This window comes from Lysobacter sp. TAB13, assembly GCF_052113885.1.
In the GTDB taxonomy this organism is placed as follows: Bacteria; Pseudomonadota; Gammaproteobacteria; order Xanthomonadales; family Xanthomonadaceae; genus Lysobacter; species Lysobacter gummosus.
Genome location: NZ_JBFRDR010000028.1, coordinates 14,982 through 38,635 on the forward strand (window position 1 = coordinate 14,982; position 23,654 = coordinate 38,635).

Sequence of the window (23,654 nt, forward strand, 5' to 3'; positions counted from 1 at the left end):
CGGCGTCGCCGCCACGACGAATCGACTCCCGCGGCCCGGATGCGCAAGCATCCGGGCCGCGTCGTTTTGCGACATCGAACTGAACTCATTCACTTCCATCGCATTACTAAAATCCGATGGCGCTTATGACGCATCGTGAGTTTGCGTGAGTCTCGTACATCACTCTGAATCCGCTCAGGATCGAGTGAGCAAATGTGAGTTTTGCATTTGTTTGGCGCGAATAAACTGCTAAGCGATTGCTCAGACTTGCATTGGTGTTTCGTTCTCTTCTAATCGCGAGCCGGCTCGCTTTCTAACGCTGTCGAAATGATTTCGTCGCTATCGGATTGACTGGGCCCCCCAATCGCCCGGTCACGTCGCTGGCACGGGCGCGACACGGCATGACGCCGCCAAAGCCGAAGGTTCTCGTCCTTCGACCGTCCCGTTCGGGCCTGCATTGGCTTACGGAGGAACGGTCATGCCCGCACGCAAGCAACCCCGTCGTTTTCGCTTTCATCCCCTGAGCATCGGCGTCGCGCAAGCGATTCCGCTGTTGATCGCGTTGCAGTTCTACAGCGGCGAAGCCGCCGCGGCCTGTACGCCGGCCGCGCCGACCGACGGCGCGACGGTGAGCTGCACGGGCGTTCCGATTCTGCTTCCGCCCAATCCGAATTCCTTCCTCAGCAACGCGAACAATCTCAACGTGACCGTGCAGTCCGGCGCGATCATGAGCACGCTGCCCGGCGGCACCGCGATGGCCTTCGGCGGCAACGGCCTGACGCTCAATAATCTCGGCGCGATCGACGCCAATGCCGCCGGCTCCCTGGTGCTGGCGCGCGCGCTCACCATCGGCAACCTGATCGCGCCCGGCGCGGGCAATGTCACGATCAATAATTCAGGCTCGATCGAAGGCACCTTCGACGGCACCTTCGGTCTGGGCGGCACGGCGATGGTGGTCGCCAACACCGGCACCACCACGGTCAACAACACCGGCACCATCGGCGTCAGCGCGCTGGGATTGTTCGATCCGGCCAACTCGATCGCGGTGGCGATCTACGGCGGCGGCAACGTCAACTTCACCAACTCCGGCACCATCAACGGCCGCGTCGCGTTCGCCAGTCCGGGCGCCGGCGGCAACACCTTCGTCAACGTCGGCACCATCAACGGCAGCGTTTCGCTCGGCACCACGCTGAGCAACGACACCTTCGTCGCGGTGACCGGTTCCTCGCTGGTTAATCCGCTGATTCCGCTGCCGCCGGTCGGCGTGCCGACGCCGACCTTGCCGCCGGGTCTGTTGACCTTCGGCGCGACCGGCACGGTCGATGCCGGCATCGGCGGCAGCGACACGCTGGTGTTGCAGAACACAGCGGCCGGGCCGGGTTCGGGCACCGGCGGCGCCGGCAACATCTCCGGGCTGCAATACCTCAATTTCGAAAACCTGACCGTCAACAGCGGCACCTGGACGCTCACCGGCGCGGTGGTCAGTGGCAGCGCGACGCTCAACGGCGGCCTGTCGATCTTCGACAACTCGCTCGCCTTCGGCCTGGGCCCGATGACCGCCAACGGCGGCGCCATCGAAGCCTCGTTGCCGGGCGTGGTGCTGGCGCAGAACGTCAATCTCACCGGCGGCCTGATCGTGCAGGGCGCCAACAGCCTGACCTTGGGCGGCACGCTCAGCGGCGGCGGCGGACTGATCAAGAACGGCGCCGGCACCTTGTCGTTGCTGGGCAACAACTCCTTCAGCGGCGGCCTCGCGCTCAACGGCGGCGGGTTGACTCTGGGCAGCGCGAATTCGCTCGGCACCGGTCTGTTCCTGGTCGGCGGTCCGGCGACGTTGAACACCGCTTTCAGCGGCACGCTCAGCAATCAGGTGCAACTCAACGGCGCGTTGTCGCTCAACGGCGCCGGCAGTCTGAACCTGGGCGGCAATATCGCCGGCGCCGGCTCGCTCACGCTCAACAGCGGCAATCTGTCGCTGACCGGTGCCAACACCTACAGCGGCGGCACGGTCCTGGCGGCCGGTTCGATCGACCTGGGCAACGCCAATGCGCTCGGCAGCGGCGCGCTGACCGTCAACGGTGCCGGCACGCTCACCGGCGCGGCCGGTCTGGCCTTGAGCAACAACATCGTGCTCAACAACACCTTGAACTTCGGCGCCGGCGGCGGGGGCGGCGCGTTGACGCTCAACGGCGCGATCAGCGGCGCGGGCGGCCTGAGTCTGGCCGGCGCGCCGGGGCTCACGCTCAACGGCGCGAACAGTTTCGCCGGCGGCTTCAACCTCGGCGGCGGCGCGTTGACGGTCGGCAACAACACCGCGCTCGGCACCGGCGCGGTAACGGTCAGCGGCGCGGGCAATCTCGACGCCAACGCCGGCGTGAGCCTGACCAACAACTTCAATCTCAACGCCGCGCTCGGCATCGGCGGCAGCGCCAATCTCGCGCTCAACGGTTCGATCGGCGGTCTGGGCGGACTGACCAAGAACGGCGCGGCTAACCTGACCCTGGGCGGCGCCAATACGTTCTCCGGCGGTTTGAATCTGCAAGGCGGCGGGTTGACGGTCGGCACCAACACTTCGCTCGGCCTGGGCGCGTTGACGGTCAACGGCGCGGCCACGCTCAACGCCAATGCCGGCGTGAACCTCGGCAACGCGGTGGTGCTCAACGCCGGCCTGGGCATCGGCGGCGCCAGCAACATCGGCCTGGGCGGCATCATCTCCGGCGCCGGCGGACTGGCCTACAACGGCAGCGGCACCCTGAGCCTCAACGGCGCCAACAGCTTCTCCGGTGGATTCGATCTGGGCGGCGGCACGCTCAGCGTCGGCAACAATCTCGGGCTCGGCCTGGGCGGCTTGAACGTCAGCGGCAGCGCGAATTTGAATGCGGGTATTCCCGGCATCGCGCTCGGCAACGGCATCAACCTCGGCGCGGGCGCGACGCTTGGCCTCGGCGGCGCGAACTCGCTCGCGCTCGGCGGCGCGATCGGCGGCGCCGGCGGACTGGCGATCAACGGCGCCGGCACCTTCACCCTCGGCGGCGCGAACAGCTTCGGCGGCGGCGTGAATCTGGGCGCGGGCAATCTGCTGCTGGGCGGCAGCGCTTCGCTCGGCACCGGCGCGCTCAACGTCAGCGGCAGTGCCAGCCTGGGCAGCACCGGCGCGGCCTTGAACCTGGGCAACGCGATCAACCTCGGCGCGGGCGCGGGACTCACCCTCGGCGGCGCGGCCAACATCGACCTGGGCGGCGCGATCGGCGGCGCCGGCGCGCTGGGCTTCAACGGCACCGGTACGCTCAGCCTCAACGGCGCGAACAGTTTCGGCGGCGGCTTCAGTCTGCAATCGGGCACGTTGAATCTCGGCGCGGCCGGGGCGCTCGGCAGCGGTGCGCTCAACGTCGGCGGGAACGCCAACTTGAGCGCGAGTATTCCGAGTATCTCGCTCGGCAACGCGATCAATCTGGCCGGCGGCGCGCAACTCGGCATCGGCGGAGCGGCGGATATTTCCCTCGGCGGCGCGATCGGCGGCGCGGGTGGACTGGGCTTCAACGGCACCGGCACGCTCGCGCTCAACGGCGCGAACAGTTTCGGCGGCGGCTTCGACCTCGGCAGCGGCACGCTCAGCCTCGGCAATAATCTCGGCCTCGGTGTGGGCGGGCTCAACGTCAGCGGCAGCGCGAATTTGAACGCCGGCGTTCCCGGCATCTCGCTCGGCAACGGCATCAACCTCGGCGCGGGTGTGTCGCTGGGCATCGGCGGCGGCAACGATCTCTCGCTCGGCGGCGCCATCGGCGGCGCGGGCGGGTTGGCGATGAACGGCACCGGTTCGCTCAACCTCGGCGGCGCCAATACCTTCGGCGGCGGCGTCGCGCTCAACGCGGGTACGCTGGGCGTGGGCAACAACCTTGCGCTCGGCAGCGGCGCGCTCAATGTCGGCGGCAACGCCAGCTTGAATGCGAGTCTGCCGGGCATCGCGCTGGGTAACGCCATCAATCTGGCCGGCGGCGCGCAACTGGGCATCGGCGGCGGCAACGATCTGGCCCTCGGCGGGGTGATCGGCGGTGCCGGCGGGCTGGGCTTCAACGGCACCGGCACGCTCAGCCTCAACGGCGCCAACAGCTTCGCCGGCGGATTCAATCTCGGCAGCGGCACGCTCAGCATCGGCAACAATCTCGGGCTCGGCTTGGGCGGCTTGAACGTCAGCGGCAGCGCGAATTTGAATGCGGGCATTCCCGGTATCGCGCTGGGCAACAACATCAATCTCGGCGCGGGTGCGGCATTGGGTCTGGGCGGCGCGAACTCGCTCGATCTGGGCGGCGCGATCAGCGGCGCCGGCGGTTTGTTGATCAACGGCGGCGGCAACTTCACCTTGAGCGGCGCCAACACCTTCACCGGCGGCGTCGGCCTGGCTTCGGGCAATCTGTTGCTGGGCGGCAGCGCGTCGCTCGGCACCGGCGGTTTGGACGTCACCGGCAACGCGACCTTGGCGAGCACCGGCGCGGCGTTGAACCTCGGCAACGCGATCAACCTCGGCGCGGGCGCGGCGCTCGGCCTGGGCGGCGCGGGCGACATCACCCTGGGCGGCGCGATCGGCGGCGCCGGCGGGCTCGGCTTCAACGGCAGCGGCGCGCTCAGCCTCAACGGCGCGAACAGCTTCGGCGGCGGTTTCAACCTGGGCAGCGGCACGCTCAACGTCGGCACCAACACCGCGCTCGGCAGCGGCGCGCTGTCGGTCAACGGCGCGGCGAATCTCAACGCGGGCGCTGCGGTGTCGCTGGGCAATGCGGTCAATCTCAATGCCGGATTGAACATCGGCGGCGCGAACAACCTCGGCCTGAGCGGCGCGATCTCCGGCGCCGGCGGTATCGCCTTCAACGGTCCTTCGACGCTGGACCTGAGCGGCGCCAACAGCTTCAGCGGCGGCGTCGCGCTCGGCGGCGGCACCCTGGGCGTCGGCGCGGATCTCGCGCTGGGCAGCGGCGCGCTCAATGTCGGCGGCAACGCCAACCTGACCGCGAGCGCGGCCAATGTTTCGCTCGGCAACGCGGTGAACCTGGGCGCGGGCGTGTCGCTGGGCGTCAATGGCGGCAACGCCTTGTCGCTGGGCGGAACGATCGGCGGCGCCGGCGGACTGGCGATGAACGGCACCGGTTCGCTCAACCTCGGCGGCGCCAATACCTTCGGCGGCGGCGTCGCGCTCAATGCCGGCACGCTGGGCGTGGGCAACAACCTTGCGCTCGGCACCGGCGCGCTCAACGTCGGCGCGAACGCGGGCTTGAACGCGACCGCGCCGGGCATCGCGCTCGGCAATACGATCTCGCTCGCGGGCGGTGCGCAGCTCGGCATCGGCGGCGCCAATGATCTGTCCCTGGGCGGCACCATCGGCGGCGCCGGCAGCCTGGGCTTCAACGGCACCGGCACCTTGTCCCTGGGCGCGGCTAACACCTTCACCGGCGGGATGAATCTCAACGCCGGCACGCTGGCGCTCGGCAATGCCGCCGCGCTCGGCACCGGCGCGCTCAACATCGGCGGCGCGGCTAATCTCAGCGCCGGCATTCCCGGGCTCGCGCTCGCCAATGCGGTGAATCTGAGCGGCGGCAGCGCGTTGAGCATCGTCGGCGGCAACGGTCTGGATCTCAACGGCGCCGTGTCGGGCAGCGGCACGCTGATCAAGACCGGCGCCGGTACGCTCGGGCTCAACGGCCCGGTGCTCGGCTTCAGCGGCGGCCTGTCTATCCAGGGCGGTACGCTCAACGTCGCCAATCCGATCACCGCCGGTCTCGCCTCGGCGGCGGGCACCACCGCCAACTTCAGCGCCGGCATCGACAGCCTCAGCGTGACCGGGCCGGTCGCCGGCGCGGTCAACCTCGGCGCGGGCGCGGACACCTTGAGTTCGACGCTGGCCAACCTGGGCGGCATCACCGGCGCGATCAACGCCGGCGCCGGCATCGACACGTTCTCGGTCGGCGGCACCGGCGACGGCACCTTGCCGGCGGCGGGGCTCAGCGGCTTCGAGAATTTGACCCTTGCCCAGGGCGGCACCCTGATTCTTCCGACCGGCGCCACCGGCAGCTTCGACAACAGCACGATCGGCGGCAACCTGGTGCTCAACGGCAATCTCGGCGGCAATGCCAACGTCGCCGCCGGCGGCGGCTTGATCGGCGACGGCGCTCTGGCCGGTGCCCTGACCCTCGGCGGTACGCTCGCTCCGTCCGGCATCGCCGGCGCCGCGGGCGCGGCCGGCGCCGGTCCGATCGGCGCTTCGCTCAATGTCGCCAGCCTCACCGTCAATCCGGGCGCGACCTTGCAAGTGCGGCAAACCGGCGCGGGCATCGGCGACACGGTGGTGGTCGCCGGAGCGGCGGCGTTGAACGGCGGTCAGGTGGTGGCGATCCCGCAAGCGGGCAGCTATCAGCCGATCACCGACTACCGCATCCTCGATGCCGGCTCGCTCACCGGCGCCTTCACCGGCGTCAGCCAGACCGCGCTGCCGTTCCTCGACGCGGCGTTGGTGACCATCGGCAACGACGTGTTCCTGCGTCTGAGCGAACACGATGCCGGCGGCACCGGTATCCGCTTCAACGAGTTCCCCGGCCTGAGCGGCAATCAACAGGCCGTGGCCAATGCGCTGCAAGCCATCGCCGACGCCGACAGCGGCCAGTTGCCGACCTTGGTCGCCGCCGCGCGCGGCCTCAGCGCGGCGCAGGCGCCGCGCGCGTTCGACACGCTCAGCGGCGAGACCTACGGCTCCATCGTCAGCGCTCAGCGTTACAACGCCGAGCAGATGCAACGCAGCGTGGCGCGGCAACTCGACCGCGTGCGCGATGCCGGCGTCGAGGAAGAAAGCACGCTTGGCACGTTGTGGGCCACCGCTTACGGCGGCCGCGCCGAGTTCGACGGCGACCGCCTGGACGGCATCGACAACACCGTCGGCGGCATCGCGATCGGCCTGGAAGGCTCGCCCGGCGATCACTTCCGTTTCGGCGGCCATGTCGGCATGGCGCATTCGAAGATGGAAACCGACCGCCGCGACGACAAGGTCGATGGCGATCTGTTCAACGTCGGCATCCACTTCCTGTATGCGCCGGGCCCGTTCTGGACCCAGGGCGCGGCCGGTTACAGCTACGGCAGCTTCGATGCCGAGCGCGAAATCGCGGTGGGCACCTTCAACCGCCGCAGCGATGCGCATTTCAGCAACGACGGCGTGTACGGCATGCTCGAAGCCGGTTGGCGCTGGGACGGCGCCAGCGTGCGCATCGAGCCCTTGCTCGGCGTGTACTACAACAAGGTCGAATCGGCGACCTTCACCGAGCGCGGCGCGGGCGATGCCAATCTGATCGTCTCCACCGGCAGCTACGACACCACCACCGCCGGCATCGGCGTGCGCTTCTCCGGCGCGCCGGGCAGCACCGCGCGCAAGTGGAGCCCGACCGCCGACATCCGTTATCTGCACGATCTGCAGGACGATCAACCGGTCGCGCGCAACGCCTTCGCCGGCGCCACCGTGCCGGGCTTCACCGTCAGCGGCTTCGCCGCCGAACGCAATCGCTGGAACGTCGGCCTGGGCCTGCAGTACAAGATCAGCCCGGTCAGCAGCGGCTTCGTCGAGTACCGCGGCGACATCGGCAGCGACGACCGCGCGCATTCGCTCAACGTCGGCCTGCGTCTGGGTTGGGGCGGCACGCCTGCGGTCGCGATGGCGCGAGCGGCGCCGATGGCGGTCGCGTCGGCGTCGGTGGGCGATCCGGCGGCGTCGGCCGGCGATCCGGCGGCGAGCGGTGCGGGTGCGAATCGCGCCGGTGATGCGGCGCGGTCCGCTGGCACCGCGGCTGGCGCGGGGACGAGTGCGCAGACGAATGGGCAGGCGGCATCCGCGCAAGGCTCGGCGTCGGCATCGGGTTCGTCCGGTCCCGCCGCAGCGGCCGCAGCCGCTGTCGGCGCGACGGCCGGTGCGATCTCGGCGCAGAAGTCGGCTGCTTCATCGGCCTCGACCGCGGGCGCGGCGGCATCGAACGCTTCCGCATCGGGCGCCTCGGCCTCCGGTGGCGCGCAAGCGGCCGGTGTCGGCGCGGCGGCGGCGGGTGCAGCCGCGTCGGGCGCTTCGGCCTCCGGTAACGCGCAAGCGGCCGGTGCCGGCGCGGCGGCGGCAGCAGGTGCCGCGGGCGCGGCTTCGACGCCGTCGTCTTTGCAGCCTGCCGGTCAACCCGCGGCGTTCGGCCAGTGCAAGGTGCGTCCGGTCGCCAAGGCCGGCGGCTCGCGACCCATCGCCAAGGCCAAGGCGCGCGGCGCACGTCCGATGTCCAAGACCAAGCGTGTCGCCTCGCGCGGCACGGGTTCCAAGGCGACCAAGCGCCGTCCCGCGACGCGACTCGCCGCCGCCACACCGCGATCCGCCCCTCCGTCGGGCGCGGTGACCCAACCGCAGACTTGGTGCGACGAGGCTTCGGCCCGGACGCAATAACCGGGTCGGAGGAGCATCAGTGCGGCGGTCGGGTGGCGCTACTGGCTCCGGTACGCTGGACCGGAGTCAGTAGTCGCTTTTAATCGCAGACCGGGGAGTTCGCCCAAGCCGTCGCGGAATCGATCCAGCAGCTTCGTCCGCAGGGGACCCAGACATCGCCGCGTTTGCGGCGATGTTTTTTTTGGGCGTGTTTTTGTGGGACTGTGCTTTTGTGGGAGGGGCTTCAGCCCCGATGCTTTTCGTTCCGCTGCGGGTATGCCCCGATGCTGAACAACGCAGCGATCCGAGCGGAAAGCATCGGGGCTGAAGCCCCTCCCACAAGAGCCGCCTCTCCCACAAAAGAGGCCCCCGAAAGAGGCCGCTTCCACAAAAGGATTTTTCGGCTCGGCTCAGCGCACGATGGCCGCGAGGCGCGGCAGGCGCGAGAGCAATATCCGGTCGAGTACGAACACCAGCAGCAACGATGCGCCCAGCAGCGGAAACAGCGCGCCGCAGCCCAGGGTGATCAGCGCGATCGTGCGCAGTCGCATCTTTGATGGCAGGCTCGGTGCGCCGAGGCGGCCGCGCGGGCGGCGGCGCCACCACATCCATGCGCCGCTGCAGCACAGGGCGACGACGCCGAGGCAGGTCAGCAGCATCACGATCTGGTTGGCGCGGCCGAAGTAGTTGCCCATGTGCAATTGCACGCCGAGTTCGACTGCCTTGGCGGCCCAGCCGTAGTCGGCGAAGCCGGTGTCGCCGGCGATGCGTGCGCTGTAGCGATCCACATGCACGGTGCGCTGGCCCTGCGGTCGGTTCGGATAGACCACGGCGGTGTAGACGCCGTCTTCGCCGCGCGGCAGCGACAGCCGGTAGTCGCCGCGCAGGCCGTGCGCGGCCAGCACTCGCGTAACGGCATCGATGCCGATGTCGCGCGCGGGCGCGGCGTTTGCGGCAGCATGCTGGTGATGGGCATGCTCGGAGGCGGGCATGGGCGCATCGCGCATCGTCCACGGTGTTTCGCCGATCGCCTGCGCGACGGTGACCGCTTTCGGCGCGGGCGCGGCGGCGTGGTGGCGATGTTCGGACGGATAGCCGATGCCGAGTTGTTGCGTGCCCGCGCGCAGCAGATCGCCCCACACGCCGGCCCAGGGCAGGCCGGTGAGGATCAGGAACACGATCAGCATCGCGGTCCAGGCGCCGATGCTGGAATGCAGGCTGCGCCAGAACGGGCGGCCGCGTTCGCGCCATCGCGGCCACAGCGCCTGGCGCCAGCCGTATTCGCGCGGCCACCACAGGTACGCGCCGGTGGCGATCAGCAGCAGCGCCCAGCAGGCGGCGAGTTCGACGATCGCGTCGCCGAAGCGGCCCAGCATCAGCGAGCCGTGCATGGTGTCGGCGAAGCCGACCAGGGTGCGGGTGTAGACGAAGGCGCCGTGCACGCGCGCGCTGCCGGGATCGACGAACACGCGCAGCGGCTCGCCCTGGCGCGGGGTGATGAAGACTTGCGCGGTGCGCTGCGGGTCCGACGGCAGATCGATGCGGGTGACTTCGCCCGGATGCGCCGCCTGCGCGGCGGCGAGCAGGCGCGACAGCGGCAGGTCGGCTTGCCGTTGCGGGGCGAAATGCAGCGGCGCGTGCAGCGCGTCTTCGATTTCGTCGTTGAACAGATAGATCGAGCCGGTGATCGCCAGGATCAGCAACAGCGGCGCGACGAACAGGCTGGCGTAGAAATGCCAGCGCCACACCGCGCGGTAGAGATGACGGTCGTGGCCGGCCTGGCTCATCAGAACGACCGCGAGTAGCTCAGCTCGACGCTGCGCGGCGCGCCCAGATAGACCTGGCTCGGGCTGTAGCCCGACCAGTCGGCGTAGAAGGCGTCGGTGAGGTTGCGCACCCGCACAGTGTAGCGGCCGCCGGCGCCGTTCCAGTCCACCGCCGCGTCGGCGACGGTGTGCGCCCGCACCCGGGTGGTGTTGGCGTTGTCGGTGTAGAAATCGCCGACGTGGCGCAGGCCCAGGCTGAAGCTCAGCGGCAGGCCGTCGAGGCGATACCACGCGTCCAGGCTGGCGGTGCGTTCGGGCACGTTGGATGGGCGGTTGCCGCTGCGATCGGCGCCGCCGGCCTCGCGCAAGGTGTCGAAGCGCGCCGACAACAGCGCCGCGCTGGCGTCGATGCGCAGCCGCGCGGTGGCCTGCGCGCTCAGCGACAGCTCCACGCCGCGCGAGGATTGGCGGCCGTTCTGCACGCTGATCTGCGGCTGCAGCGGATCGCGGGTGACGATGTCGTCCTGGCGCAGGCGATACACCGCCGCGTTCAAGCGCAGGCGCTGATCGAACAAAGCGCTGCGCAGGCCCAGTTCGACCGCGTCGCCGTGGCTGAGGTCGAAGGCGTTGTTGCGTTGGTTGATGGTCAGGAACGAGCTCACCGGCAGCACCGCGCTGCTGTACTGCGCATACAACTGGCTGCCCGGACGCAACTCGAACACGCTGCCCAGCCGCCACGAGGTCGGCGAGAACTCGCGCTCGAAGCGGCTGCGCGCGCCGCTGTCCAGATCCAGATTGCGCCGCTGCAGATCGATGCGCTCATGACGCAGTCCGCCGACCAGCAGCCAGCGCGGAGTGAGGTTCAAGGCGTCTTCGACGAACAGCGCCGCGACCTTGACCCGGGTGCTGAAATCGCTGCGGCCGTTGTCGAAATTGGCCGCGGTATCGGCCGGGAATTCGCCGCGATCGAGCGCCAGCGCGTCCACCGGCGCGGCATGGCCGAAGCGGCGCAGGTTGAAGAAGTCGGTGTCGCTGTATTCCATGCCGGCGGCGAAGCTGTGGCGGCGGCCGGCCAGGCGGCCGTCGTGCTTGAGCGTCAGGCGCTCGTTCCAGACGCGTTGATCGTGATGGATGCGCGCGCTGTCGCGATCGAACAGGCCGGTGGCGGTGTCGTAGCTGAAGTCTTCCGTGTTGTCCCAGCGGCGGCGCGCGTCGTAGACGCTGGCTTCCTGGCTCAGGTTCCAGTCCTCGCTGAGCCGGTAATCCAGGCGCGTGCGCAGCCACCACGAGCGCGAATCCATGCGGCCGTCGCGGACGTTGTAGTTGCGCGAACGCGCGGCCTTGTCGATCACCCAGCCGGCGGCGTTGTCGACCAGTCCGCTGGGATCGGCCGCCGATTCGCGCGGCAGCAGCGGCGCGCCGAAATACGCGGTGTCGAAATCGTCGCGCTGATAGTCCAGAGCGACGCGGGCGCTGAGGTCGTCGTTCGGCTGCCACAGCAGCGAGCCGCCGAAGGACTGCGCATCGGAGGCGGTGTCGTCGATGTAGCCGTCGGAGCGATTGGCGCTGAGCACGCCGCGCACGGCCACAGTCGGGCTCAGCGGAACATTGGCGTCGAGCCCGAGCCGGGCGCTGTCGTGGCTGCCGTAGGCCAGCAGCAACTCGCCGTCGCGGCCGCCGAGGCTGGCGCTTTTGGGCACGAAGTTGATCGCGCCGGCCAGCACGCCTTCGCCGTACAACACTGAGGCCGGCCCCTTCAGCACTTCCACCCGTTCGAACTGGAAGCTGTCCCAGTTGCGCGAGGAAAACCCCGAACTGGTCAGGCGCACGCCGTCGAACAGATACGACACCGCGCCGCTGGCGAAGCCGCGCATCGAAGCGACGCCGGGCTGGCCGGGCAGGTTGCCGGCCATCACTCCGGGCATGGCGCGCAGGACCTCGACGCTGTCGCGCAGGCCGCGCGCCTGGATGTCGTCGCGATCTAGCACGTCCAGGGTCGCGGGAATCTCGGCCGGGTCCAGGCCGAGGCGGCTGGCGGTGGCGACCGAAGCGGCGCGCGCATCGGCGCGCTGGCCGTGCACGCGCACCGCGTCGAGATCGACGGCTTCGTCGGCGTGCGCGGCCGGCGCCGCGCAGGCCAACAGCGAACATGCCAATGCGGCCGGGCGAAAGATGCGGAGATTGCGCTTGTGCATTAAAGAGATAACGGGCAAGGCGGCGCGCGGCGGCTGCCGCGCGTCGCAGATGGGAAGAGTGCCGCCGCCGGGATGCGCAGCCGCCGCGCCGCCGGGCGGCGGACAAGCGCACGATGCTAGGCCGCGCGGGCGCGTCGGGGTGTGCGGCAAGTTGCCGCAGTGGCGCTGGCGCGGCGGCCGCGCGCCTCTGGGCGGATGCGCAACGAAGGTCTAATCTGCGCGGCTTGGAGCCTTTACGATCGTATCCGTCCCTCGCCAGGAGAGTCGCCATGCCGCACGTCGAAGGTCCGTTCAACGTCACGCTGAGCCCGCAGCCGGTGCACGAGGCCGCCGAGGGCCAGTTCGGCCGCATGGCCCTGGACAAGCAATTCCATGGCGAACTGCAGGCCAGCAGCCGCGGCGAGATGCTGGCGGCGATGACCCAGACCAAGGGCTCGGCCGGTTACGTCGCGCTGGAGAAAGTCGAAGGCACGCTGGCCGGGCGCAGCGGCAGTTTCCTGATGGTGCATCGCGGTTTGATGGATCGCGGCCGCGCCGATCTGAGCGTGACCGTGGTGCCGGACTCGGGCACCGGCGAGTTGGTCGGGCTGAGCGGGCGCATGAGCATCGATGTGCGCGAGGGTGGGGCGCATTTTTATTTGTTCGATTACGAGTTGCCCGAAGGCTGAGCCGCGCCTTGCTTTATCTGTGGGAGGGCGGCTCTTGTGGGAGGGGCTTCAGCCCCGATGCTCTTCGCTCAGATAGCTTCGCGCCTCCGCTCTAGCATCGCCGCGATCTGAGCCAAAAGCATCGGGGCTGAAGCCCCTCCCGCAAAAGCTGGACTGCCACAAAAGCCCGCAGGCCAGCCGGCTCATCCGGCAAAGACGCCGCCGGCCGTCTCAAGCACCATCGGCGGGACAATCCGTCGCGAGGCTGCGAACGCCGTCGCCGACGATCCATGCGAACTTGTGCGCCGATCCGCAGCCACGCCGCCATCGCGACCCCGCGTCGCCCGACGGTCGCCACGGTGCCCGGTGCGGTTTGTCCCGCGTCGCTTCCCAATCGCTCGGCGCGCACCTGCGCGGCCGCGGCCTTGTATTGCCGAATCCTTCCATGCGCCCAAACGCACTGTTCTTCTCCGTCCTGCTCGCCGCGGCCGCCGTGCACGTCAACGCCGCCGCCGCACAAGGCCGGCAGGCCTGCACCAACGGCCACACCCGCCTGCCGCCCACGATCAATCTGCGCCTGGACAACGATTTGTTCGGCGGCCAGGACCAGGGCTACAGCAACGGCATCCAGCTGACCCTGGTGTCGCCGAATCTGGCCGACTACACCGACGATCCCTGCATCCCGCGCCTGGCGCGCTGGGTCAATCGCCATCTCGACGCGCTGCAGCCGCCGCAGGGGTTCGAGCAGCGCAACATGATCGCGACCTTCGCCCAGGGCATCTTTACCCCGACCGACTTCAGCCGGCGCGACCTCATCGAGGACGACCGGCCCTATGCCGCCGGGCTGCTGATGGGCCTGGGCTACAACGCGCGCAACGGCGATTACCTGCAGACCACGCAGTTGCAGTTCGGCATCGTCGGCCCGTCCGCGCTCGGCAAGCAGGTGCAGAACGCGGTGCACAAGGCGCTGGGCGATGAGACCTTCAAGGGCTGGGACAACCAGTTGCACGACGAACCGGTGTTCCGCATCGTTCACGAGCGCATGCATCGTTATTCGGCCGGCGACGCCCACAACGGCACCTGGGGCTGGGATGCGATCGGTCATTACGGCGGCAGCTTCGGCAATCTGGCGACCTACGCCAACACCGGCGCCGAAGTGCGCTTCGGCCTGCGCCTGCCGGACGATTTCGGCAGCACGCCGCTGCGCCCGGCCGGCGAGAACACCGCGCCGACCCGGCACTACAACACCGGCGACCGGCCGTTCGGCGCGCACCTGTTCCTGACCTCGGACGTGCGCTGGGTGCTGCGCGACATCACCCTGGACGGCAATACCTTTCGCCACAGCCACAGCGTGGACAAGCGGCCGTTCGTGGGCGAAGTGGGCTATGGCATCGCGGTGATGCGCGGGCGGTGGAAGTTCGCGCTGGCGCGTTATCACCGCACTCGCGAATTCGATGGGCAGAAGCAGACGCCGGTGTTCGGCAGCTTCACGGTGAGCCGGGCGCTTTGAGTCGCGTCGCGGCTCTTGTGGGAGGTTGCCTTTGTGGGAGTTGCTTTTGTGGGAGGGGCTTCAGCCCCGATGCTTTTCGCTCCGGTCGCGGCGCATCCCAATCATCGAATCCCACCTCGATCTGAGCGAAAAGCATCGGGGCTGAAGCCCCTCCCACAAAAGCAGAGGCTGAAGCCCTCCCACAAGAGAAGCCCCAAACAAAAGCCGACAATTACTCCAAGGTAATCCCCGAAGCCGCCGGACTGCGATCGCGCAAGGTCTCGCTCGCCTGCGCCCACCATTCGCGATGCTCTTCGCTCGCGCAGTAATCGGCATAAGACACCTGCGCGATCGTCGCCAGCGAATAGTCCGGCCGGCCCTCGGCCAGCATCGCGCTCATCGCCCGCAGCAGCGGCAGCGACGGCAGCAGATCTTCGACGAACAGGAACTGGCCGGCCTGATTGACTTCAAGGAAATGCGCCTCGCCGTTCGCATCGATGGCTAGATCGATGCAGCCGAACACCAACCCCAGCTCGCGCATCAATGCCGCAAGCTTGGCCTGATCGGAAGCCGACAGCTCGCCGGGCTCGGCGCGCAAACCCTGCACCGACTGCCGCACCCGCCAGTCGACGAAGCCGTCGTCGTGCTGGGTGTGCAGGCGCGCAGCGAAATAGCGGTCGCCGATCGCGGTCACGCGCAGGTCGCAGCGTTTATCGACATAGACCTGATAGATGCCGGGGCAGTGCAGCAGGCTGGCGTCGTCCTCCAGCATCTCCGGCTCGACGATGCGCGCGTAGGTGCTGAACATGCGCCCGGTTTCGGCGTCCTTCCAGGTGTGGGTCATGAACGGCTTGTAGACCACGCGGCCATGGCGCTGGACGAACCGGCGGATCTCTTGCGGGTCGTGCGACACCAGCGTCGGCGGAAAGCGCAGGCCGCAGCGGTGCGCGGCGCGCAGTTGCACGAGTTTGTTCTCGGCCATCGCGGCCGCGTTGGGGCGGTTGACCCACAGACGGTCCGCGCCGTGATCGGTCAGGGCGTACACGTTCTTGAGAAAACGGCCCCACTCGCCGCGCAGGAAGGCCTGGTCGCCGTCGTGCGCGCGCGGAAAGGATTCGGGATTGCGCGCACGCCGATACCAGACCGCGCCGATGCTGTCGCCGTCGAGCGCGCCGCTCATGCGCAAGCCGGTGTCGGCATCGCAGTGCAGCGACATCGGGCCGAGTTCGGATTGCGCCAGCGAGCCGGCCCAGACCGCGTCGATGCCGCTGGCGCGCAGCGCCCAGCGCACCGAGGAGGCGTGGATGTCGTGGGCCAGCGCGGAAAGAATCAGGGGACGTCGGTAAGCGGTCATCGCGGTTCTGCGGGTGCGCGCAACACGGGTTGCGAAGATCGGCACGCCCCGCGAACAGGGCGTGCCGAGTGGTCAATGCGGATGGACAGGTTTCCGCGCGCTTCGCTCGCGCGCGAGTCCGCCGTTACGATCCGCGTTCGACGCGATTACAGCAGGTCCGGATCGCCCGGATCGTCGCCGCCGGGGCCGGTGGCGTGGGTGGTGTCGCCCTTGCCGCCGGAAATCGCGGCGATTTCTTCCAGCGACAGCTCGCGCGCGGCGACGCGGGCGAGCGGACGGACGGCTTCGTTCTGCGCTTGTACTTCTTGCTTGCTCATGAAGTTTTCTCCAGACAAACGTAGTGCCGGAAAGAGTTGAAAGGCCGTTCCGGCGTCGGCACATGCATCGATGCTAGCAACTACAAAACACGCGATTTGCCCAAGGCGATCGCAGTTTCGTCGTGTGCTCGCGAATGAATCGGGATTGCGTATTGATTGGTTGTGAATTGTTCACTGACGCCGTCGCGCAAGGACACGACGCGATCGGCGCTGCGTATCGTGTCGGGCCTGTGAGCGATGACGATGCGGGTGATGCGCAAGGCGGCGATCTCGCGATTGATCTCGTGCTCGCGCGCCACGTCCAGATGGCTGGTGGCTTCGTCCAGCAACAAAATCGAAGGCCGCTGATACAGCGCGCGCGCCAGCACCACGCGTTGTTTCTGTCCGCCCGACAGCGACTGGCCCAGATCGCCGACCAAGGTCTCGTAGCCCATCGCCATGGCGAGAATGTCGTCGTGGATACGCGCCGCGCGCGCGGCCGCTTCGATCTGCTCCTGGCTCGCGGCCGGATCGAAGAAGGCGATGTTCTCCGCGATGGATCCGGCGAACAGCACGTCTTCCTGCATCACCGCGCCGAACAGCTCGCGATACGCCGCCAGCCCGTAACGATGGATATCGACGCCGCCGATGCGAATCGTGCCGGAACTCGGCCGCAGCAGGCCGAGCATCAATTTGGCGAGGGTGGTCTTGCCGCAACCCGAGGGGCCGACGATGGCGACCGATTCGCCGGCTTCGATGGAGAAACTGCAGTCGCGCAGAATCCACGGCTCATCGTCGGCGTAGCGGAAACTCACGCCTTCCAGTTCGATGCGCGGCGCCGGCACGGGCCCGGCGTAGTCGGTGTGCACGTGCGCTTCCGGCGGTTCTAGCGCGATGTCGGCGATGCGCTGAGCGTGCAGGCCGAGCAGGCGCAGATCCACCAGTTTGTCGATCAGGCTGCCGGTGCGGGTCGCGAACAGATCGGCGTAGGCGACGAACACCACCATCATGCCGGCGGTGAAACGGCCCTGCAGGGTCATCCAGGCGCAGATCCAGATCAGCAGCACGCGCTGCGCGCCGAACACCAGCTTGGACAGCGCGGAGAACACCGCGGTGGTGCGGCTGATCGCGGCTTCGCGATTGGCGACCTCGACGCTGGCGTTGGCGATGCGCGCGCGGCGCTCGTCCTGTTTGTTGCCCAGCTTGATCGTCTGCACGCCCTGGATCGCTTCGATCAGCAGGCTCTGCTGTTGCGCGACCTGGACCAGCTGCTCTTCCTTGAGCCGGCGCAGACGCCGGAACGCGGCCCAGCGCAGGCCCGCGTACAGCGCGAACGCGGCCAGCACCAATGCGGTCAGCGGCGGGCTGTAGAGCAGCAGCAACGCCAGCACCAGCACCACGGTGAAGCCGTCGAGCAGGCTTTCCACGAAGCTGCCGGTCAATGTCTGCTGGATCGCCTGCACCGAGACGAAGCGCGACATCACCCCACCGACGTGGCGTTTCTCGAAGAAATCCAGCGGCAACCGCAGCAGGTGGCCGAACAGATTGGCTAACCACTGCGAATTCAGCGCCGCGCCCAGGTCGGCGACCAGCCAGCCGCGCATCGCGGTAATCGCCGATTGAAACAACACTACGGCGAGGAAACCGATGCCGAGCAGATGCAGCAGTTCGACATCGGCCGATACCAGCACGCGGTCGATCACCCATTGCATCGCCATCGGCAGCAGCAGGGTGAAAGCCTCCAGGCTCACCGCCAGGGCCAGAATCTGCGCGCCGGCGCGGCGCAATCCGACGATCTGCCCGGCCAGCGCGCGCAGGCTCAGCCGTTGCCGCTCGCGCATCGGCGCGAAATCCGCGCGCGGCGTCAGCTCCAGGGCGATGCCGGTGTAGTGGCGGCCGAATTCGGCCAGCGGCATCGTCACCGCGCCGCGCGCCGGATCGTGAATTTCCGCGCGGCCGCGGGCGATGCGCTTGAGCACGACGAAATGGTTGAGGTCCCAGTGCAGTACGCACGGCAGTTGCAGATCGGGCAGATGCTCGATCTCCGCGCGCAGCGGCCGGGTGTCGAAGCCGAGCGCGCCGGCGGTCTTGATCAGGCGCGCCAGAGTGGCGCCGCGCGGCGATACCGGAAAGCGCCGGCGCAGGCTGGCCAGATCGATGTCGTGGCCGTGATGGATCGCGATCATCGCCAGACAGGCCAGGCCGCATTCGGCCAATTCGTTCTGCTGGATGGCGGGCAGCGGTTTGCGGCTCATGGCGCGGCCCGCATCGGTTCGCGCGTTGCGGCCTGCGCCGACAGCGGTGCCAGCAGGTATTCGTACAGACGGCGGCGTTCGAGCAGCAGATCGGCATCCACGCGCATCTGCGCCGGCAATGCGTGCGTGCCGATCGATTGCCGGTCCAGGGCGACGCCGACGCGCCACGCCGGGGCTGCGACCGACAAACCGGTGCGTGCGCGGATTTCCTCCGGCGACAGCGCGCCGCGGGCGATGTCGAGCACGCGCCCGCGTTGCAAGCCGTAACGCTGATACGGAAAACCGGCGTAGCGCAGCGCGACCGGCGTGCCCGGCGCGATCAGGCCGACGGCGCGGTCGGACACCCACAACTCGGCCTGCATCGGCGCGTGTTCGGGCAGCAGCGACAGCAATCGCTGGCCGGCGCCGACCGCCTGGCCTTCGACGCCGGCGAGCGCAGAGACGCGGCCATCGCGCGGTGCGATCACGGCGATGCGGCGACGGCCTTCGTTGCGCGCGTCGTCCTGGGCGATGCCGGCCAGCTCGCGTTCGATGCGGTTGCGTTGTTCGCTCAACCGCTGCGGCAGTTGCTGCAGCGCCGATTGCGCGTCGGCGAGTTCGCGCGCCGCGCTCAGGCCGTCGCGCTGCGCGTCCTGGACCCGGGTCTGGGCTTCGATGCGGGTGGTTTCGTACTGTTGCCACTGCACGTCGCTGAGCAGTTTGTCGCCGCGCAGCGGCTGCACCTGCCGCGCCAATCGCTGCGCTTGCGCAGCCTGTTCGCGGCGCAGGCGCAATTGCGCCTCGGCCAGGGCGATGCGGTCGCGCGCGGCGGCGATGCGTTGGCGCAGTTGCGCCGAATCGTCGTGGCGTTCGCGTTCGAGCGCATCGCGATCGGCCAGCAGGCGCGCGCGCTGCACCGCCAGTTCCGCGCCGACCGCCTGGCCGACGCCGGCGCCCAGGGCCGGGCTGTCGATCTCGGAAGAAATTTCCAGCAGGATCTGTCCGCGCGAAACGCGCTGGCCTTCGCGCACATGGCTGCGCAGCAGGGTGCCGGCGGCGGGCGCGCTGAGCGCGAGCAGGCCGCCTTGCGGCACCAGCAGGCCGCTGGCGCGCTCGCTGCGGGTGTAACGGCCCAATCCCAGCAAGGCGATCAGCGCGATCAACGCGGACAGGGCCAGCGCCGCCATCGGCCAACCCATGCGCGAAACCGGCAGGCGAATGCTGCCGAGCCAGCGCTGTTTTCTGGCGTCGAGCATTTCGCGTCGGAACAGGTCGTCGCGCACGAGGACCGTCAGGCGCGCGCGGCCGGCGCGAGGCGAATGTATGGGCGGATAACGATGATCACGGCGGCGCGCGCAGTCTCCTGGCGACGACGGTGGGCCGTTGAGTCTCGTATATGTCCGCGTGACTGACTACGCCGCCATTGTCGAAGCCGGTCACGGTTCCGAGCACAGGTGACAGTGGTCATTCGGTGCGCAGTACGGCGGCGCCGCGTTCATCGTCGGTGCCGGGCAGCGCGGACGAAGCCTTCGAATCGATCGCCGTCGCGTTCAGCGCGACCGATAGGCCGCCGCCTGAGCGCGCGGCCACGCGCCGATGGTGATCGCGCGCAGCAGCCATTCCACCGGGCCGTAGGCGTGGCGGCGCAGCCACGCATCGCTCAGCCACAGTTGCGCGCCGAACAGCGCCATCGCCACCACCACGCAGCCCAGCGGCGAGACCCGACCCATCAGGCCCAGGCCGTAACCGGTGAACAGCAGCGACAGCACGAACGATTGCAGCAGATAGTTCGACAGCGCCATGCGTCCGGCCGGCGCCAGCGCCCGCGCGATGCGCGCGCCGCCGCGGCCGGCGAATACGCGCATGGCCACGGCCACGTAGGCCAGGCACAGCAGCGGCGCGGTCACGATCGACAGCGCCAGCGCGAACAATTCCAGCGCGCCGCCCGGCGCCCACGTCTGCACCGCGGCGAACAGCGCCGCCGCCGGCAGGCCGATGCACAGGCCCCAGCGCCGCACCGTGCGCAGCAACGGCTGATAGTGATCGACGCGGGCGAGGATCTGGCGGCGGCCGGCGATCATTCCGTACAGGAACATCGCCAGCGCGCACGGCGCCTGCAGGCCGGCGATCACCCACGCGCTCGACCACAGCGCGTCGGCGCGCGCGGACAGCACTTCGCCCGGATCGCCGCTGAAACCGCTCAGCGCGGCGCGGGCCTGCGCCGCGACCGCGGCGGCGTCATCGGCCGGCGCGCCGTCGATCCACACCAGCACCGCCAATCCGGCCCAGACCGCCGCGGTCAGCAGCAGCAAGCGATTGGCGCGGCGCACCGCGAGCGCTTCGGGCGCCTGATGCATCGCCAGCAACAGCGCGCCCATCAGCGCATAGGTCGTGAGGATGTCGCCGTGGAACAGCAGCAACGCATGCGCCAGTCCGATCGCCCACAAGCCCAGCAGGCGCCGGCCCATGCGCGGCGCGAAGGCTTCGCCGGCGCGGCGGGCGGCGCTGAGTTGCAGGCTGAAGCTGTAGCCGAACAGGAACGAGAACAGCAGGTAGAACTTCATCTCGAACACCATCGCCACCAGCGCGTTCACCGCGCGGTCCAGCGGCGCGGCGAAGCCGGGATCGGTGACGCCCAGGCCCCACCAGGGCGAGGCGAACACGCCGATGTTGACCATCGCGATGCCGAACAGCGCCAAGCCGCGCAGTGCGTCGAGGTGTTCGATCCGCGCCGGGGCGGTGGGGGCAGGGAGCATGATCGCGAAGCCGGAATCGGACAGTGGCGGCGATTGTGGGCAGCGGCGAGAGATCCGGCATCGGGCCGGCGGCCGGCGCCGACCGGGACGTTTGGCGGATTCGCCGCGCGCGGAACCTGGAATACTTACGCCATGAGCCAAACCGCCGCACGTCCGACGTCTGCTGCACGCGCGCCGGTGCGACGCTGGTGGAGCGGGCTGTTCTGGAAATGCCTGTTGTCGATGCTGATCGCCAGTTGGATCAGCACCGGCCTGCTGGCGATGCTGGGGCTGTATCTGACCCGCATCGAGGTGCGCGACAACATGGCGCCGCCGATGCTGGAAAGCCGGATGCGCCGCGAATTGCAGCAGATCGGCCCGATGCCCGGGCTGGCGGGGCTGCCTCGCAGCCAGTGCGAGGCGGTGCTGCAGGCGCTGGTGGTGCGCATCGTCGGCATGGACACGCCGAACTGGATGTCCAAGTACAGCTTCGCCGGCGGCACCCATAATCGCCGCATCGCCATCCGTTATCGCGACCGCGACGGCCGCGGCTGCCAGTATCCGGCCCAGCCCAGCCCGCCGCTGGCGCAGGCGCTGGAGGAAGCCGAACACGAGGCCGGCGCCACCCGCAGCGCCGCGCCGCGCCGCAACGAGCGCGACGGCGACTGGGTCAGCGTGGTGGCCTTGCCCCTGAGCGACACGCCCGGCGCGACCTTGAGCATGGGCCAGCACTCCGGCGGCTCGATGGCGACCTTCATGCGCGTGGATTCCGGCGACCTGGAAGGGCTGGTGATCTATCTGATGGTGATCAGCGCGATGTCGGCGGTGGCGGTGGCGACCTTGCTGACGCGCCGCATCCGTCACGCCGAGAACGCCGCCGACGCCTGGGCCGCGGGCGATCTGGTCGCGCGCATCCACGATCCCGGCCGCGACGAATTCGGGCGCCTGTCGCAGCGTTTCGATCGCATGGCCGATGCCTTGAGCGAAGTGATCCAGGTGCGCCAGGCGCTAGCGGTGTCGGAAGAACGCAACCGGCTGGCGCGCGATCTGCACGACACCGCCAAGCAGCGCAGCTTCGCCCTGGGGCTGCAGCTGAGCGTGCTGGATCACCTGCACGAACGCGACGGCGGCGACGGCCGCGATCCGCGCCAGGGCGCGCTGATCAAGGCCGCGCTGGGCCTGACCGGGCAGTTGCAGCGCGATCTGGCCGACGTGATCCAGCGTTTCTCGGCGCCGACGGTGGCCGAGCAGGGCCTGCGCAAGGCGCTGGAGGATACGTTCTCGCATCTGCTCGGCGGCAGCGAGATCGAATGGCGCTTGCTGCTGGACGGCGTGGCCGAGCGCGGCCTGGGCGAATTTCCGCAACACGCGGGACAATTGCTGCTGATCGCCACCGAAGCCGCCGCCAACAGCCTGCGCCACAGCGGCGCGCGCAGGATCGAGGTGGTGCTCAACAATTCCGGCAACCGTTATGGCTGGACCATCCAGGACGACGGCTGCGGCTTCATGATCAGCGACCACGAGACCACCGGCATGGGCCTGGCCAACATGCGCCTGCGCGCGCGCACCCTGCCGGGCGGGCGTTTCCGCATTGCCAGCTCGTCCAGCGGCACGGTGGTGACCGTTTCGTTCACGCTGGAACCCACGCAAGGAGTATCGGCATGACCACCTCGGTGCTGTTGGTCGATGACCATGAAGTGGTGCGCAAGGGCATCCGCAGCCTGCTCAGCCTGACCGACGATTTCGAAGTGGTCGGCGAGGCCGCCGGCGGCGCCGAGGCGATCGAACTGGCGCGCGATCTGGCCCCGGACCTGATCGTGATCGACCTGATGATGCCCGACGTGGACGGCGTGGAAGCGATCCGCGCGATCAAGAGCCTGAGCCCGCGCAGCGCGATCGCGGTGCTGACTTCCACCGACCAGGACGATCTGGCCTTCGCCGCGATCGAGGCCGGCGCGCAGTCGCTGTTGTTCAAGAGCATGCTCGGCGACGAGCTGCTGGCGACGCTGCGCCGGATCGCCGCCGGCGAGGCGGTGATCCATCCCTTCGTCGCCCAGCGCATCCTCAAGGCGGTGCGGCGCAAGCGCGAACCGCGCGAAGACCCCTTCGCCTGCCTGACCGAGCGCGAGCTCGACGTGCTGCGCAAACTCGCCGAGGGCGGCAGCAACGCGCGCATCGCCGCCGCGCTCAACATCGGCGAGAAGACCGTCAAGTCGCACCTGGGCAATGTCCTGGCCAAGCTGCATCTGGCCGATCGCACCGAGGCGGTGGCGTTCGCATGGCGGCGCGGGCTGATGTCGGGCGAGCAGGACGAGGGCTGATCCGGCGCGAAGCCGTATCGGCGGCGCGGGCGGATCGACTGCCGCGCGAGGCATCCGTACTCACTTGAATTGATCGGAGTATCGCCGCGACGATGCGCGCGTTCGCGCGTGCCCGGCGAGGCCGAAACGGCGCGCGAATGACCAATTAAGCTCATTCGGCAAAGTTGCGTTGCAGGCGCCCGCAGCACGCACACGTGTCGTTAGTCA

Annotated in this window: 13 protein-coding genes and 1 pseudogene; 6 read left to right on the forward strand and 8 right to left on the reverse strand. The window is 69.0% G+C overall.

The genetic code is table 11. The annotated features are described in order from the left end of the window. The first annotated feature begins 457 nt into the window (after positions 1-457). Together AB4Y92_RS22745 and AB4Y92_RS22750 are read left to right on the forward strand one after the other, a co-directional pair. Positions 458-8,431 (forward strand): autotransporter-associated beta strand repeat-containing protein, encoded by a 7,974-nt coding sequence (locus AB4Y92_RS22745; protein WP_441821724.1) that lies wholly within the window; start codon positions 458-460, stop codon positions 8,429-8,431. A 263-nt stretch (positions 8,432-8,694) separates the two neighbouring features. Beyond that, positions 8,695-8,763 (forward strand): annotated as a pseudogene (locus tag AB4Y92_RS22750) (DUF6053 domain-containing protein); the annotation flags it as partial. 57 nt (positions 8,764-8,820) lie between these two features. Here the strand turns inward: AB4Y92_RS22750 and AB4Y92_RS22755 are convergent. Both AB4Y92_RS22755 and AB4Y92_RS22760 read right to left on the reverse strand, forming a co-directional pair. Next, positions 8,821-10,197: a PepSY-associated TM helix domain-containing protein gene (locus tag AB4Y92_RS22755; protein ID WP_441821725.1), complete on the reverse strand. Its 1,377-nt coding sequence runs from the start codon at positions 10,195-10,197 to the stop codon at positions 8,821-8,823. Continuing rightward, a complete protein-coding gene (locus AB4Y92_RS22760) occupies positions 10,197-12,371 on the reverse strand; it encodes a TonB-dependent receptor (protein ID WP_441821726.1) in 2,175 nt (724 codons plus the stop codon). The genes AB4Y92_RS22755 and AB4Y92_RS22760 overlap by 1 nt, the downstream gene beginning before the upstream one ends. A 269-nt stretch (positions 12,372-12,640) precedes the next feature. Here AB4Y92_RS22760 and AB4Y92_RS22765 point away from each other — a divergent pair, with 269 nt between their 5' ends. Both AB4Y92_RS22765 and AB4Y92_RS22770 read left to right on the forward strand, forming a co-directional pair. Then, complete coding sequence (locus AB4Y92_RS22765) at positions 12,641-13,039, forward strand: DUF3224 domain-containing protein (protein WP_441821727.1); 399 nt, start codon at positions 12,641-12,643, stop codon at positions 13,037-13,039. Positions 13,040-13,463: 424 nt separating this feature from the next. Next, on the forward strand, positions 13,464-14,528 hold the full coding sequence (locus tag AB4Y92_RS22770) for a lipid A deacylase LpxR family protein (protein ID WP_441821728.1): 1,065 nt from the start codon (positions 13,464-13,466) through the stop codon (positions 14,526-14,528). On the opposite strand, the gene AB4Y92_RS22775 is transcribed toward AB4Y92_RS22770, so the two are convergent. The 6 genes from AB4Y92_RS22775 to AB4Y92_RS22800 form a co-directional block, all read right to left on the reverse strand. Next, the gene (locus AB4Y92_RS22775) at positions 14,453-14,629 is read right to left on the reverse strand and encodes a DUF6053 domain-containing protein (protein WP_441821729.1); all 177 of its coding nucleotides are present in this window, start codon (positions 14,627-14,629) and stop codon (positions 14,453-14,455) included. The genes AB4Y92_RS22770 and AB4Y92_RS22775 overlap by 76 nt on opposite strands. A gap of 110 nt (positions 14,630-14,739) precedes the next feature. After that, positions 14,740-15,861, reverse strand: a complete 1,122-nt coding sequence (locus AB4Y92_RS22780) for a hypothetical protein (protein ID WP_441821730.1) — start codon at positions 15,859-15,861, stop codon at positions 14,740-14,742. A gap of 146 nt (positions 15,862-16,007) precedes the next feature. Continuing rightward, positions 16,008-16,178: a hypothetical protein gene (locus AB4Y92_RS22785; RefSeq protein ID WP_441821731.1), complete on the reverse strand. Its 171-nt coding sequence runs from the start codon at positions 16,176-16,178 to the stop codon at positions 16,008-16,010. A gap of 80 nt (positions 16,179-16,258) precedes the next feature. Beyond that, positions 16,259-18,412, reverse strand: coding sequence for a peptidase domain-containing ABC transporter (locus AB4Y92_RS22790; protein ID WP_441821732.1), 2,154 nt, complete (start codon positions 18,410-18,412; stop codon positions 16,259-16,261). Beyond that, on the reverse strand, positions 18,409-19,647 hold the full coding sequence (locus AB4Y92_RS22795) for an HlyD family secretion protein (protein WP_441821733.1): 1,239 nt from the start codon (positions 19,645-19,647) through the stop codon (positions 18,409-18,411). The genes AB4Y92_RS22790 and AB4Y92_RS22795 overlap by 4 nt, the downstream gene beginning before the upstream one ends. Before the next feature lie 294 nt (positions 19,648-19,941). Continuing rightward, on the reverse strand, positions 19,942-21,147 hold the full coding sequence (locus AB4Y92_RS22800) for a DUF418 domain-containing protein (protein WP_441821734.1): 1,206 nt from the start codon (positions 21,145-21,147) through the stop codon (positions 19,942-19,944). A gap of 132 nt (positions 21,148-21,279) precedes the next feature. On the opposite strand from AB4Y92_RS22800, the gene AB4Y92_RS22805 reads away from it, so the two are divergent. Both AB4Y92_RS22805 and AB4Y92_RS22810 read left to right on the forward strand, forming a co-directional pair. Further along, on the forward strand, positions 21,280-22,791 hold the full coding sequence (locus tag AB4Y92_RS22805; RefSeq protein WP_441821735.1) for a HAMP domain-containing protein: 1,512 nt from the start codon (positions 21,280-21,282) through the stop codon (positions 22,789-22,791). After that, on the forward strand, positions 22,788-23,447 hold the full coding sequence (locus AB4Y92_RS22810) for a response regulator (RefSeq protein ID WP_386816849.1): 660 nt from the start codon (positions 22,788-22,790) through the stop codon (positions 23,445-23,447). Before AB4Y92_RS22805 ends, AB4Y92_RS22810 begins: the two co-directional genes overlap by 4 nt. Positions 23,448-23,654: the final 207 nt, after the last annotated feature.

Coding starts and splice junctions, on each gene's coding strand:
- AB4Y92_RS22810 (WP_386816849.1), top strand. CDS start 22,788: ATGACCACCTCGGTGCTGTTGGTCGATGACCATGAAGTGGTGCGCAAG.
- AB4Y92_RS22795 (WP_441821733.1), bottom strand. CDS start 19,647: ATGCTCGACGCCAGAAAACAGCGCTGGCTCGGCAGCATTCGCCTGCCG.
- AB4Y92_RS22785 (WP_441821731.1), bottom strand. CDS start 16,178: ATGAGCAAGCAAGAAGTACAAGCGCAGAACGAAGCCGTCCGTCCGCTC.
- AB4Y92_RS22805 (WP_441821735.1), top strand. CDS start 21,280: ATGAGCCAAACCGCCGCACGTCCGACGTCTGCTGCACGCGCGCCGGTG.
- AB4Y92_RS22765 (WP_441821727.1), top strand. CDS start 12,641: ATGCCGCACGTCGAAGGTCCGTTCAACGTCACGCTGAGCCCGCAGCCG.
- AB4Y92_RS22770 (WP_441821728.1), top strand. CDS start 13,464: ATGCGCCCAAACGCACTGTTCTTCTCCGTCCTGCTCGCCGCGGCCGCC.
- AB4Y92_RS22760 (WP_441821726.1), bottom strand. CDS start 12,371: ATGCACAAGCGCAATCTCCGCATCTTTCGCCCGGCCGCATTGGCATGT.
- AB4Y92_RS22745 (WP_441821724.1), top strand. CDS start 458: ATGCCCGCACGCAAGCAACCCCGTCGTTTTCGCTTTCATCCCCTGAGC.
- AB4Y92_RS22790 (WP_441821732.1), bottom strand. CDS start 18,412: ATGAGCCGCAAACCGCTGCCCGCCATCCAGCAGAACGAATTGGCCGAA.
- AB4Y92_RS22800 (WP_441821734.1), bottom strand. CDS start 21,147: ATGCTCCCTGCCCCCACCGCCCCGGCGCGGATCGAACACCTCGACGCA.
- AB4Y92_RS22780 (WP_441821730.1), bottom strand. CDS start 15,861: ATGACCGCTTACCGACGTCCCCTGATTCTTTCCGCGCTGGCCCACGAC.
- AB4Y92_RS22755 (WP_441821725.1), bottom strand. CDS start 10,197: ATGAGCCAGGCCGGCCACGACCGTCATCTCTACCGCGCGGTGTGGCGC.